Below are 13,039 nucleotides of genomic sequence, written 5' to 3' on the forward strand. Positions count from 1 at the left end.
TTGAAACAAGAATTTAAAAGGCAAAACCAATTACTAAAACAATACATGGAGAAGAATTTCTCTCCATCAAAAATAAAAGAACTAATAGAAACATTTACATTTTCAGAACTCCGAAAACTTCTTGGAGAACTTGATATCGAATTTTTTGCTCTCTGCTATTTTCCTAAGTATTTTGATAGACAATTTGGGAAATTTCACAGGGAGCTTTTTACTGAATTAAAATATATGCTAAATAATAAAGGGTTGATTGAGGCTTTTGGACTCCCAAGGGAGCATGGAAAGTCAACGATTAACTCTTTTTTATTTCCTTTATATTCTACACTCTACAATAAATCTCAATTTACATTAATCATTTCAGCTACAGAACAAATTGCATTACCATTCTTGGATATGATAAAAGATGAACTTGAAAACAATCAATTACTAAAAGAGGACTTTGGAATTGAAAAAGGCAGTCGCTGGAATAATAATGAAATATGGATTAAAAGTAGAGGAGGACTTGATTCTTGTATTATGATTAGAGGAATAGATGGTTCTTTAAGGGGAATACATTATAAGCAGCATAGACCAACATTGGTATTATTGGATGACCTATTAAAAGATGATACAGCTAAATCAGAAACAAAGCGTGACCAAGTAAAAGCTACATTTAGAGATGTAGTAATACCAATAGGTACAAAGGATACCAATATTCTTGTAGTAGGAACAATTCTTCACGAAGAGGATTTGATGTCTGATTTACTTAAGGGAAGAATTCCAGGGGTTAGAAGTATAAAGAAATCAGCTATTATAAGCTGGTCAGCACGAGATGATTTATGGAGTGAGTGGGAAAAACTATATAATAATTTGAAGGACTTAGACAGGATAGAAACTGCTAAGTCTTTTTTTTATGCCCAAAAACAAGAAATGCTTGAGGAAACAGAAATATTATGGGATGAATATTTGGACTATTATTATCTAATGTGTAAGAAGCAAAGTATGGGAGATAAATCTTTTTATAAAGAAATGCAAAATGATCCAAGAAGTACAGATGATTATGTATTTCAGGATATTGGATATTGGGAGAAGTTACCTGAGTTTGAAGAGATGGAAATTGTGGTTTATATTGACCCAGCTATTAAAGCAGGAAAAAGAAATGACTATAGTGCCATTACGGTATTGGGTCAGCATAGAAAAACAAAGCAGATGTATGTGATTGATGGGAATATCTATAAATTACTTCCTGATGATTTATTTAAAGTGGCTATTGAAAAGATAGAAAATTATAGTCCTGATAAAATTGGATTTGAAGTCAACCAAGCACAAAGCTATATGAAGCAGAAGTTTGAAGAGGAACTTTGGAAAAATAAAATATACACACCAGTGGATGAAGTGAATAGTAGAGGAAACAAGCATGAAAGAATTATGAGCCTTGAGCCAGATGTAAAGAAAAGACGTATACTGTTCAATTCTTCCAATGTGAGTTATAACAACCAAGTGAAGGATTATAATAAATTTGCTAAAAATGATGATGCACCAGATAGCTTATACGGAGCTGTTCAATTGATTCAAGGTGTACAGAAATTGAAGTTTTATGATAGAAAATTATTATTTTAGGAGATGATTAAGTTGGAAAACAAGCTAATTAAACAAGTAGCAGAAGAAATGTTAGAAATAATTGATAAGTATGAATTATCCATAGATGAATATAAAACTATAGTTAAAAATACTATTTAAGTAATGGAGAATATCGCCATTATACCTAAGAACAGACGATATTCTCGAATTGATAGAAGTTTGTAAATAATTAGCCATCAGGATTCATGCAATAGTCACATTCTTCTTTATAAGATTCATGTTTTTTGATTTCGCTATATAGATAATCTGATAGATAAATATGTTCTTCTTTGATTTCGTCAATTTTACAACCATCTTCATTTTTGGTTAAATTATGTGCTACTCCAGTATTTGTATTAAGTAAGTATCTTTTACCGAAATCCCCTGATATATCTCTACTCATATATTTATCCCCCTTTCTTGAAATATTTTGACAAATTAATCGTACCACTAAAGGAATTTGTTGGCAATATATTCGACAATAAAATATAAAAAAGGAGCTGATAATTTGCAAGTAAAAGAAAATTTAATATTAGAATGTTTAAAGGAACTTGAAAAAACAGCACTATCTAAGCAAACATATCGAGACTACTATGAAGGCAAACATAGTATTTTGAAAGAGTATGCCATGCAAGATAGTAGGAGCAATATGAAGTTGGTTTTTAATTTCCCTAGAAAATTCGTTGATAATGAAACAGGCTATCTATTGGGTAAGCCTGTTAATTTTGTGTCTAAAACTGATGATGAAGCTATTATTGATGCTATTGATAAAAATATGAGCCATTGGGATAAGGAACACAACATTGTACTTCGAAAACAAAGTGAGATATTTGGAGAGAGCTATGAATTGAATTATATTAATCAAGATGGAGAGTTTTGTTCTACTGTTTTAAATCCACTGAATTTTTATGTATTAGAAGATGGTACAGCAGATAGGAATGTATTATTAGCCATTAACAAATTTAAAAAACAGTTTGATGGTAAGACGTATTTGGATGTCTATACAGATAATGAGATTATACATTATGAAGTAGAAAATAGAAATGGTCTAAAGGAAATAGGAAGGCATAACCATATATTTGGAAGAGTTCCTGTTATAGTATGTCCAGCAAATACTGAGAGAAGTAGTGGTTTTCAAGATGTAATTTCATTATTAGATGCCTATAATGCTATTAATTCAGATTTATGTAATGAAATAGCAGATCATAGAAATGCCTATCTAGTCATTGAAAATGCAAAGATTGAAGAAGAGGATTTACTTAAAATGAAATCAATGGGAATCATTCAAGTACCAAAAGGTGGAGCAGTCAAATGGCTTACTAAAGATATTAATGATTCCTTTGTGAAAAATGAGTTAGAGAATATTGAAAGAAAAATCTATGACATGATGGATGAAGTAAATTTCAATGAAAACTGGGCAAGTAACACATCTTCACTAGCACTTAGAAATAAACTTTTAAATCTTGAAAATAGAGTGGCAATGAGACAGGCGATTATGGAAAAGGTAATTAGGCAGAGGCTTAAGAACCTTTTTATTTTTTTGTCTAAAAAAGAAGGTACACAATTTGATTATAGAGATGTGGCAATAAAATTTACAAGGAATCTTCCAACTGATTTAGTAGGACTTGCAGATGTAATTGTAAAGCTTCAAAATGTATGCTCACAAGAAACCTTGCTGACGTTATTGCCATTTGTAGAAAATCCTAAGCTTGAAGTTTCAAAATTTGAAGTAGAACAGAATCAAATTGATTTTGAAAAATGGAAGGAGGAAGTAGATGTTGAAGGAAAAGATACTAGAAATTAAAAAAGAAGCAATAGAAAAAGCAAATGCTGAAGCTGAGGAAGCTAAACAAAGACATAAACGATTGAAAGGAGTGTTTCTTCTATTATTAATGGATTATTTTGAGAACTATTCTAAAGATGGAAGGTTCTCAGTTAATAGATTTCAAAGGAAAGCAATATTGAGTGAAGTAGAACAGAAGGTTATAAAGGAAACAAAAGCATTAGCACAAGAAGAATTGCAAATCGATGAAAATGTTTTAGACGATATTGTAAAAAATGCTTATGAGAAACACGTTGATGTGATTGGAGGTGATAAAAATATATTATTAAATCCAGTATTCACTCATGAAATAATATTTAAGGATTATAGGGGAGATAGCTTTGAAAATAGAATTTTAAATAATAAGAGAAAACTTGCTGGCAAGCTATATTCAGCATTTGATAAGGTACTACTTAATAATTCTACTTTGGGAGAAGCATCTGAAATAATCAAAGAAGTATTTGATAAATCAGATTATGAAAGCTATAGATTATTAATGAATGAACAAGGAAGAGTTTTTGATGCAGTACAAACTAAAATATTTATTGATGAAGCAACCATTGAAAAAGTTATGTGGGCATCAGCTTTATGTCCAAATACCTGTCCTTATTGTGAGATGATGGATGGAAGTGTATTTGAAGTTAATGATCCAAATAAACCAGAAATACCAGTTCATGTATTATGTCAGTGTTGCTGGATTCCAGTGTAAAGAATACTAAAAATTAATTGTCCTGAACAAGACATTAAACTGTTCTTTTTTTATACCCAAAATTAATGTGTCTTTGGTTCAAAGAGTCAAAGGGGCAAATTCAAGGAGGAAAATATTATGCAATTTGAAGAAGTAAAAAATTTTATTGAAGAAAACAAGGAAACAGAGGAAGTGAAATCATATCTTCAGGAGTTAAATCCATTGACTGTTGAAGGTGTGAAAGGTTTTATTGAATCAGATGCGAATGCTAAAAGCTGGATTGATTCAGTTAAGGATAAGCATTTATCAAAAGGACTTGAAACATGGAAAACTAATAATCTTGAAAAGATGATTGATGAAGAAGTAAAGAAGAGGTTTCCAGAGAAGGATGAAAAGGATATAGAAGTTGAAAAACTTAGAGCAGAAGTAGAAAAAATGCAGTTTGAAAAGCAAAGAGAAGTTCTTACAAATAAAGCCATCAAAATAGCTAATGAAAAGCATCTACCAATTAATTTGGTGGATTTTTTTATTGCTGAAAATGAAGAGGTTACAGAGAAGAATCTATCTGTGCTTGAATCAGTATTTAGTCAATCGGTTCAAATTGAAGTTGAGAAACGATTGAAAGGTGACGGCTATACACCACCAAAAGGTGAAAAGAAATCAAACATTACATTAGATGCTATCAAAACTATGTCACAAAAAGAAATCAATGAAAATTGGAACAGTGTAAAAGAACTATTAAAAAACAAAAAATAGAAAGGTAAAGGTGATATTATGTCAGTACAAAATTTTATACCAACAATATGGTCAGCGAGATTAAATGAAGGATTTAAAAGAAATTTAGTTTATGGAAATTGTGTCAATACAGACTATGAAGGAGAAATAGAAGGACAAGGTTCAAGTGTCAAAATCAATTCTATAGGAGCTGTGACTATAGGTGATTATGATAAATCTACAGGCATTGGGAAACCAGAGGAGCTTACATCAGAGCAAAGAACACTTCTTATAGACCAAGCAAAATACTTTAATTTTCAGGTAGATGATATTGACAAAGCTCAGGCGAATGTAGACTTGCTGGAAGAGGGAATTAAGGAAGCTGCATTTGGACTTGCTAATACTGCTGATAGATATATTGCAGGGTTTTATACAGAAGTAAAGGCTGGAAATACAATTGGAGATGATACAACTCCTATAGTTCCAACTAAAAGTGATGCTTATGATTATCTAGTAGATTTAGGTGTAATTCTTGATGAAAGCGATGTTCCAGAAGACAATAGATTTGCTGTTGTTCCTGCTTGGTTCTATGGACTTTTAGTAAAAGATCCAAGGTTTACAAAGGAAATGGATGTGATGAGAACAGGATTTGTGGGCAATATTGATAATATGGCAGTTTATAAATCCAATAATGTTCCAAATACTACAGGAACAAAATATAAGATTATAGCAGGTCATAAGAGTGCAATTTCATTTGCAGGTCAAGTAGATTCAGTAGAGGCTTATAGACCAGAATCTCAATTTAGTGATGCGATTAAAGGTCTTCAAGTTTATGGTGCTAAATGTGTCAAACCTGAAGGGATTGCAGTTCTTACAGCTAATAAAGCATAGAGTGAAAATAGAATAAAACTATTAGGGGTGTGCCATTTGGTACATCCCTTTAATATTGAAAGGAGCAGATTGTATGGCTTGGTATGTAAATAAAGAAACAAAATTAAAATGGGAAGTTACAGATGAGGAGCTTATAAAAAGACTTTCTAAAGATGAAAATTATGAATTATTTGAAGAAAAGAAAACAAAATCAAAGACTACAACTAAGAAGTAGGTGACGATATGGATAGCTTAATATTAATGAAAGAACTTTTAGAAATGGATGAAGGGGATACTTCGAAAGATAGTATTCTTAATCATTTTCTTAAGAAATCAAAACAGATTATATTGGCATATTGCAATGTTACAGAGTTATCAGAGAAATACGATGCAACTATTGTTGACTTTGCAATTTATCTATATAAGAACAGAAATGATACAGGAGTAATCAAGAAAACAGAAGGAGAAAGAAGTGTTAGCTTTGAGATTGGAATTCCTGAAAATATTAGAACTGCTTTGCCACTACCTAAAATAAAGGTGGGTGGCTATTAATGTTTTATGATACAGAAATAAAGGTGCTCGATAAAAATTTAGTGGAGGTCAAAACAATTATGGGAGATTTACAGCCTTTTGATAAGATGATGAAATTTGAAGATGGTATAGAGGTTGAAATTAGAAATAGGATATTCTGTGACCGAGAACCTTCTATTAATAAGAAAAGTTATTTGCAGATTGAAGGAATTAAATATAAGGTCATGGACATTAAAAAATGGAGTGATTATCTTGAATTGTTCATATACGAATGTGGCGGGTAGGTGAGTGAATTGAAAAAGATTGATGATTATTTAGAATTTCTACTTCAAGAAAAAGGAGAAGAGGTTCAACATAAAGAACAGCTTAAAAAAGCTTTGATTACGGGTGCAAGAGATAAGATTAGTTTTTATGATGATAAATTTATAAGAACTGATTTTGAAATTCGGACAGGAGAAACGATTGAGTATCAAGGAAGCAAATGGATTATAATAAGTGAAATTGATAAAAGTAAATTTTCCTACAGAGCAAGGATGAGAAAGAGTAATTATAGAATAAAGATGGTTATAGATGAAGTGCTGTGTGAGTTGGATACTATTATTGTAGGCATTAGTTTTGGGATAGAAGAAGGAAAATATATGAATTTTGAAGATGGGAAAATAGAAGTAACTATTCCATCTGATGATATTTCAAATAAAATTGATGCAGATATGAGATTTATAAAAATGGATAAAGCATGGAACGTTGTGGGAGTTGATAAAAGTAGAATAGGTCTCAATATCCTCCATTGTGAAAAGGATTTATTTGGCTCTAATGATGACAGAGAAAATGAAATTGCTGATAAGGATAAAATTGCTATATGGGAAATTAAAATTAATGAAGAAAATAGACAAGTAGCTTTGGACAAGGATTTTATATTTACTGCTACAGTGAAGAAAAATGGAGAAGAGGATACAAGTCAGATAGTGGCATGGGAATCTTCGGATGATTCTATTGCTTTTATTAATAATGGTATTGTTGATGGACTCGCTTTAGGGAATGTCATTATATCGGTATTTATTCAAGATAAACCAAGTATAAAAACTAGTATTCAATTGGAAGTAGTTGAGAGCTTGCCAGATATAATAACCTATAAAATGTGGAGTTCCTATACAGATGGCAGTGGTAAAAGCTATGAGGATTTTTCAATTCAATTTAACAAAAAATATTACGGTGTAGAGAAGTATATTAATGGAATTATTGCAGATGAAAATGATACTTATATATTTACTCTTGATCCTAATGGTGTACCGACTTCCAAATATGGATTTAGGGTTATTGATGGATATAAATGTGAGATAGAACATAAGGAATATCATTATCCTGAAAAACTAAAGTTAAGTGCTGAAAGTAATGAAAGTGGAGAAATAATAGAAGTGTTAATAGAACTTAAAAGTTTATGGTAAGACTTACTTGTTTTAATCTAGTAGGTCTTTTTTTATTGGTAATACAAATTTAAAAAGGGGCGATGTTGATGGTAGAAATGAAATCAAATAGCAATGTAGAATATTTGATGAGTGTACATTTGTTAAAAAAATTAAAAGCAAATCATATGATTTCAGATGAGGAATTTGATGCGATAGATAAAGAAAATAGAAGAGTATTTTTAAAGGCTGAAAGCCTTAAAATTGCTTGATTTATGGTAGTAGTGATTGTAATATGTGTGTAGGTTGAAACAATATGAAAGGAGAAATTTTATGGCAAAGAATGTTCAAGTAATAGAACCAATTAAGAAATTTGATAATACAAAAAAAGATGATAATACTGTTAAGAAAAAGGTCTGTGCTTACTGTAGAGTAAGTACGGACTCAGGGGAACAGATGGAAAGTTACAATGCTCAAGTAGATGAATATACAAAAATCATAAAAGAAAATCCAGCATGGGAATTTGTTAATGTATATGCTGATGCAGGAATAAGTGGTACAAACATAAAAAATAGATTAGCTTTCAATAGAATGATTAAAGATTGCTATGAGGGTAAAATAGATATGATTATAACAAAATCTATTTCCAGATTTGCCAGAAACACAGTTGATTGCTTAAACCATGTAAGGATGCTAAGGAATCAAGGCATAGAAGTATTTTTTGAAAAAGAAAACATATATACCTTTGACCCTAAAGTAGAATTGCTTCTTACTATGATGAGTTCAATTGCTCAAGAGGAAAGCAGAAATATTTCTGAAAACTCCAAGTGGGGGATAAAAAAGCGATTTAAGGATGGTGTGGCAATTTGTAATACCAATCGATTATTAGGATATGACAAGGATGATGAAGGAAATTTAATTATCAATGAAAAACAAGCAAAAATCGTAAGAAGGATTTATAAAGAGTATTTAGATGGCAAGGGATATGGTTCTATCGCTAGAGGATTAACTGCTGATGGAATTATAACTGTAGCTGGAGGCAAAACATGGTATGGTTCTACAGTTAGTAAAATATTGAGTAATGAAAAATACAAAGGAGACCTGCTCTTACAAAAAACGGTTACTATAGATTATCTATCGCATAAGAGAGTAAAGAATAATAATCTTGAGCCACAGTATATGATAGAAGACAATCATGAAGCGATTATTTCAAAAGAAATATGGAAACAAGTACAGCTAGAGAAGAAAAGAAGATACTCGCTAACGTGTGGTAATGATCCTAAAGATAGAAGTAAGTATACCAATAAATATGCTTTTTCAAGTAAGCTGTATTGTGATAAATGTGGAAGAACTTTAAAAAGAAGAAAATGGAATGCAGGAACTAAATCTGAAAAGATTATGTGGCAGTGCAACAATTATATAAAGGGTATTGAGAACTGTGATTCAAAAGCAGTAAGCGATACAATATTAAAGGAAACCTTTGTCAAAGTGTATAATGATATGCTTAAAGACAAAGGTTCTTTTATTAAAAACTTTATGAAGAATATCGAAAAAATATTGGCTGGAAATAAGAATATAGATAAAATAAATAGTGTGGTAAAGCAAATATCTGAACTGGAGCAAGACTTAAAAGGATTGATACAATTACAAATAAAGGGTAAAATAGATGAGAAGTACTATGATGAAGAGTACACAAGGATAAAAATTGAAATAGATAAATTGAATGACGAAAGAGTAAAGTTTGAAGAAGAACACATCAAAGAAGTTGATTATAAACAAAGGCTAAAAGCCATGATGAAAATATTAGATAGTAGTGATGAGCTGCTAACTGAATTCGATGATGAAATATTTAAGGCAGTAGTAAAGACGGTAATTATAAAAGCTCCAGACCATTTTGTATTCATACTTGAGAATGGTTTGGAGTATGAAGGGAAATCTTATGGTAGTAAACAACACGCAGCGCACGTGGAAACTGTGGTTAGCCTAACTAAGAGAATTGTAGCCACCCACTAAACCATACCGATTCCGATTAAACCCTGGCGATTTCCACTAAACCTTGACGGAATCCCCGTAGGGGGTGGAATTATCTACAGATAAAAGATTAAACAAAAAACCAGAGCTGAGAGCAAAATCTCAGCTCTTTTTTCATGCTCTGAATTAGATTAAATTATGGTTAAGGGAAGATATAGCAAGGGTTTTAGTAGGTTTATAAGGAGATTTATGGTAGGCTTCGGCTACGCCTTAATAGGAGTTAAGGATGATAGAATTAAGGTGAAACATAGTCCTTATTCCTAATAGATTTTGTCAAACTTTATTAGAATTGACCGAGAAATGCGGGATGGAGGGGTGGATTTTCGTCAGGGTTTATTGGGGGAGTACAGAAGATACCTTATAATCCTTAAATTTATGCACTTTACCAGCTTTTTTAACTTTAACACAAAAGGTGATGATTTTAAGAATAAAAAGCAAATTAGTGGTGTTAAGGTAAGAGTTGGTATTTGATAGGGTGTAGGGGGATATGTTGTTGTAAATTTAATATAAAGTAGAGAAAGATCATGAAGAGCTATTATGGCTGAAACTTCATGGTCTTTTTGTGTTTTATAAGATTGCATATTGGTAAATTAATGTTTATTTTATATGTTGATGATAATATATAAATATATTGGAATATTTACTGATATTTAAAAGGTATAGCTAGAAGTTTGTAGAATATTATAATGAATTGTTATTTTTAAGAAATCAATTAATAGTATTTAAGTAATTTATATCTTAATGAAAGGAAATAAATTATGAACACATATAAAGAGGAAACATTAAAACAATTAATTAAATATATTAACGGGAAGAATGAAAATTTAGATAGAGCAGCAATATTAGCTAGTTCTGTTATTGTAGCAGGCACAATTTGTGGAATAGAATTTGTTCAAGGAGTATCAACTGCATTTACAATTTTGGGAGCAAGTATTGCTCCAGAAATAAAAAAAGTATTCGAGTACTTTAATAAAAAAAGTAAAGAAAATGAAGCTTATGCTAATTATAAAAGATGCAAATTTGCTGAGAGCGTTTTAGCTAGACTTGCAGTGAAACATGCTGTTGAGAATATGACTCAAGGTAAAGAACGGTTTATTAGCAGATGGAAGATATCTAATACATTGCGTGAAGATAAAAAGCAAGAAATCTGTGAAAAGGATATGCAGAGAGAAAATAAATATAATAAATTATTCATTGATACTTACGAATTTAATCGTGATAATTATTGGGATGAATTAATTGGAGTTATTGAAAAGGTTATAGAGATAAAAGAAGAAGAAGTTTTAAAATTTAGAGATCTAATGAAGAAACAGATTAAAGCGTGTTATAGGGCTTTTAAAATTCAAATTGAACTAGAATCTGAGTTGTTTTATAAATATAATCATATTATAGAATCTGACAAAAATATCGAAGAGATAGAAGCAATTCTTAATAATTCGCTTGCTTATATGTCCTCTAGAATTATTCCGTTAAGAGGAAAAATAGTTACAAAAATGAATGAACTAAATGAGGAATATAAAAAAGTATTTAGTCCAGTCAGTGGACAATTGTTACCAAGAAGTGAATTTGAATTTTGTATTGATAATATAAAAGATGGAAAATCAATAATCATTCATGGAAAAGCAGGAATAGGAAAGAGTGGATGTACTCAAGCAATTGTTTCATTTTGTGAAAAAAATATAATTCCATATGTAGCTATAAAGTTGGATAAAAGAGTACCTAGCGGATGTGCTGAAAAATGGGGAATGGATTTAGGATTACCAGATTCTATAGCACATACACTAAACGGTATAGCTAAAAATGAGAATGCTGTAATTATTCTTGACCAATTAGATGCTTTGAGATGGACACAATCACATTCAAGAGATGCGTTGATTGTGTGTTCAGAAATAATACAGCAAGTGAAAGAGCTTAACCAAGCTCGAAATAAAAAAATATCTATGGTTTTAGTATGTAGAACTTATGACCTTGAGAATGATAATAATATTAACTTTAAATGAGCAAATTTCATAACAAATTATGGAATAAAAATAGACATTCATAATATCCTAGTGTATTATATTTCTGTCAGAAAACATAAACAAAGGATGAATATAAATGTCTACAGAAAATAATATACCATATAATAAAGAGATTAACAATTTCATAATTAAACTTGGATTATCATTATATTTAACACTGCCTCAATTAAAACATGTTTGTGAATTTATCTTTGCAGCCGTAGGTCGTGGGTATGATGGCAAAGTTATTCATATAGCTGAAAGTTGCTATCAGAGTACTTATAGAACATCCATAGGTCAATTTTTATCCAAAAGCCCATGGAATGAAGATTATATTTTGAGAGCATTACAAAAGTTCGCAGTTAATAAAATTTGGCAGTTATCTCGTGATACAGGAAAGCCTATTTATGTGATTATTGATGATACTATCTGTAAGAAGACAAAGCCTTCGTCACGGGCTAAAAATCCTATAGAAAAGTGTCAATTTCATCAATCACATTTAGAAAATAAAAAAGTCTATGGACACCAAGTTGTAGGTGCTTTACTACAATGTGGCGATGTTACAATTCCTTATCAGCTAACGCTTTATGATAAGACTAAAGTCGATAAAGACAATAAAAAATTTACTAAGATTAATATTGCTGTAAATATAATATCTTCATTACCCGAACCACCTATTCAAGGTTTCGTCTTAGGGGATAGTTGGTATAGTGCTGAAATAATTATAAAAACAGCAAAGGCAAAAGGCTTTGAATATATAGGAGCGTTAAAAACTAATAGAATTATATACCCAAAGTGCTCGCGCATGAATCATAAAATTAATGGTTTTGCCAAAACTATAAACAAGGAAGACTTTCACCTCGTAACAGTGAATAAGCACTCTTACTATGTTTATAGATATGAGGGCAAAATCAATGGTTTTAAAAATGTTGTAATTCTTATTAGTTATCCTAAAGAAGCTCTCTATAATGAAAAAGCATTAAAATCTTTTATATCAACAGATATAAATCTCACAACAGAAGAAATACTTTTTCAATACCGTGAACGTTGGACAATTGAAGTATTTTTCCGTCAAAATAAGATGGAATTAGGTTTTGATAATTATCAAGTTCGTGGTGAAAAAGCCATAAAGAGATTTTGGATTTTAACTCAATTGACTTATCTTTATTGTACTTGTTGCATAAGCACAGATTGTTCTAAATTTGGAGAAGGTTTAAAAATAGCTCGTAAACAATCCCAACAAGAAGTAATTGCTTGGGTATATTCTCAATATAAAAAAGGAGTTAGTTTAAATGCTATTTTTGATACTCTTAAATTATCACACAATAAGTGTGCTTAAGTAATGTAAAATAATGTAAGTGTTTTTGCTCATTTAAAGCCTTTT

General features: G+C 30.6%; 14 protein-coding genes. 13 read left to right on the forward strand and 1 reads right to left on the reverse strand.

The window, feature by feature from the left end:
• Positions 1–1,596 (forward strand): phage terminase large subunit, encoded by a 1,596-nt coding sequence (gene terL, locus C1715_RS09590; RefSeq protein ID WP_242971937.1) that lies wholly within the window; start codon positions 1–3, stop codon positions 1,594–1,596.
• A 190-nt stretch (positions 1,597–1,786) separates the two neighbouring features.
• On the opposite strand, the gene C1715_RS09595 is transcribed toward terL, so the two are convergent.
• On the reverse strand, positions 1,787–1,999 hold the full coding sequence (locus tag C1715_RS09595) for a hypothetical protein (protein ID WP_102400281.1): 213 nt from the start codon (positions 1,997–1,999) through the stop codon (positions 1,787–1,789).
• 105 nt (positions 2,000–2,104) lie between these two features.
• On the opposite strand from C1715_RS09595, the gene C1715_RS09600 reads away from it, so the two are divergent.
• The 12 genes from C1715_RS09600 to C1715_RS09645 all read left to right on the forward strand — a co-directional run bounded on the left by C1715_RS09600 (position 2,105) and on the right by C1715_RS09645 (position 12,994).
• Positions 2,105–3,400 carry a phage portal protein gene (locus C1715_RS09600; RefSeq protein ID WP_102400282.1) on the forward strand — a complete coding sequence of 432 codons (1,296 nt, stop codon included), beginning with the start codon at positions 2,105–2,107 and terminating at the stop codon, positions 3,398–3,400.
• Positions 3,372–4,127, forward strand: a complete 756-nt coding sequence (locus C1715_RS09605) for a minor capsid protein (protein WP_102400283.1) — start codon at positions 3,372–3,374, stop codon at positions 4,125–4,127. Before C1715_RS09600 ends, C1715_RS09605 begins: the two co-directional genes overlap by 29 nt.
• Positions 4,128–4,244: 117 nt before the next feature.
• Positions 4,245–4,862 (forward strand): DUF4355 domain-containing protein, encoded by a 618-nt coding sequence (locus tag C1715_RS09610; RefSeq protein WP_102400284.1) that lies wholly within the window; start codon positions 4,245–4,247, stop codon positions 4,860–4,862.
• Between the two features lie 18 nt (positions 4,863–4,880).
• Entirely contained in the window at positions 4,881–5,711 is an 831-nt protein-coding gene (locus C1715_RS09615; RefSeq protein ID WP_102400285.1) for a phage major capsid protein, read from the forward strand.
• Between the two features lie 73 nt (positions 5,712–5,784).
• Positions 5,785–5,925, forward strand: coding sequence for a hypothetical protein (locus C1715_RS19390; protein ID WP_180964040.1), 141 nt, complete (start codon positions 5,785–5,787; stop codon positions 5,923–5,925).
• Positions 5,926–5,933: 8 nt separating this feature from the next.
• On the forward strand, positions 5,934–6,242 hold the full coding sequence (locus C1715_RS09620; RefSeq protein ID WP_102400286.1) for a phage head-tail connector protein: 309 nt from the start codon (positions 5,934–5,936) through the stop codon (positions 6,240–6,242).
• Complete coding sequence (locus C1715_RS09625) at positions 6,242–6,505, forward strand: hypothetical protein (RefSeq protein ID WP_102400287.1); 264 nt, start codon at positions 6,242–6,244, stop codon at positions 6,503–6,505. Before C1715_RS09620 ends, C1715_RS09625 begins: the two co-directional genes overlap by 1 nt.
• Before the next feature lie 9 nt (positions 6,506–6,514).
• Complete coding sequence (locus tag C1715_RS09630; RefSeq protein WP_146005382.1) at positions 6,515–7,666, forward strand: Ig-like domain-containing protein; 1,152 nt, start codon at positions 6,515–6,517, stop codon at positions 7,664–7,666.
• A gap of 68 nt (positions 7,667–7,734) precedes the next feature.
• Positions 7,735–7,896: an SHOCT domain-containing protein gene (locus tag C1715_RS19395; RefSeq protein ID WP_180964041.1), complete on the forward strand. Its 162-nt coding sequence runs from the start codon at positions 7,735–7,737 to the stop codon at positions 7,894–7,896.
• Positions 7,897–7,957: 61 nt separating this feature from the next.
• Positions 7,958–9,637: a recombinase family protein gene (locus C1715_RS09635; RefSeq protein WP_102400289.1), complete on the forward strand. Its 1,680-nt coding sequence runs from the start codon at positions 7,958–7,960 to the stop codon at positions 9,635–9,637.
• 776 nt (positions 9,638–10,413) lie between these two features.
• The gene (locus C1715_RS09640; protein WP_102400290.1) at positions 10,414–11,655 is read left to right on the forward strand and encodes a hypothetical protein; all 1,242 of its coding nucleotides are present in this window, start codon (positions 10,414–10,416) and stop codon (positions 11,653–11,655) included.
• Between the two features lie 97 nt (positions 11,656–11,752).
• Complete coding sequence (locus C1715_RS09645) at positions 11,753–12,994, forward strand: IS701 family transposase (protein WP_102399572.1); 1,242 nt, start codon at positions 11,753–11,755, stop codon at positions 12,992–12,994.
• Positions 12,995–13,039: the final 45 nt, after the last annotated feature.

The sequence above is a fragment of the Haloimpatiens massiliensis genome (genome assembly GCF_900184255.1).
Taxonomy (GTDB): Bacteria; Bacillota; Clostridia; order Clostridiales; family Clostridiaceae; genus Haloimpatiens; species Haloimpatiens massiliensis.